We start from the raw sequence: 572 nt of genomic DNA, 5'->3' as shown, positions 1-572 counted from the left end.
ATGGGTGGATTTGGCGCCATCATGATCGCGCTGCGTAATCCTGGTCGCTATCGTTCTGTGTCAGCCTTTTCACCCATTGTGGCGCCAACGCAGGTACCATGGGGTGAAAAAGCGTTCAGCGCTTATCTTGGTCCGGATCGTGCCAGTTGGGCGGCCTATGATCCGCTTGAACTTGTGCGGACAGCAACGGAAAGACTGCCTGTCCTGATAGATCAGGGTTTGGCAGATCAATTTCTGAAAGAACAACTCAGGCCACAACTGTTCCAGGCAGCCGCACAGAACGCAGGGCAGGAACTCATTCTGAATCTTCGTCCTGATTACGATCACAGTTATTATTTTATAGCCAGTTTCATTGCAGATCATCTCAGACATTTCGTGAGTAAACTACGATGAACAGATTGTCAGATTTTTTGGATCCGCGCTTTTCTGGCTTCGGGTGGAGACGAAATCTGTTAGGGGCGTCTTTGAAACTGTGGAATTAACTGGCGGCTTTCTGCATCTTTTGTCCGGAAGCAGACATTCCGTTTGCCTGAAGGGTTTCGGGCGCCGCGAGGCGTACGAAAGTCTGGGAA

Annotated in this window: 1 protein-coding gene; it reads left to right on the top strand. The window is 50.3% G+C overall.

What is annotated here, in order from left to right:
• On the top strand, positions 1-393 hold a 393-nt coding region (locus tag B7449_RS16835), incomplete at its 5' end, for an alpha/beta hydrolase-fold protein (RefSeq protein WP_244465774.1).
• Positions 394-572 lie beyond the last annotated feature (179 nt).

Source organism: Komagataeibacter intermedius TF2 (assembly GCF_000964425.1).
In the GTDB taxonomy this organism is placed as follows: domain Bacteria; phylum Pseudomonadota; class Alphaproteobacteria; order Acetobacterales; family Acetobacteraceae; genus Komagataeibacter; species Komagataeibacter intermedius.
This window is presented reverse-complemented; position numbering and strand designations above follow the sequence as displayed.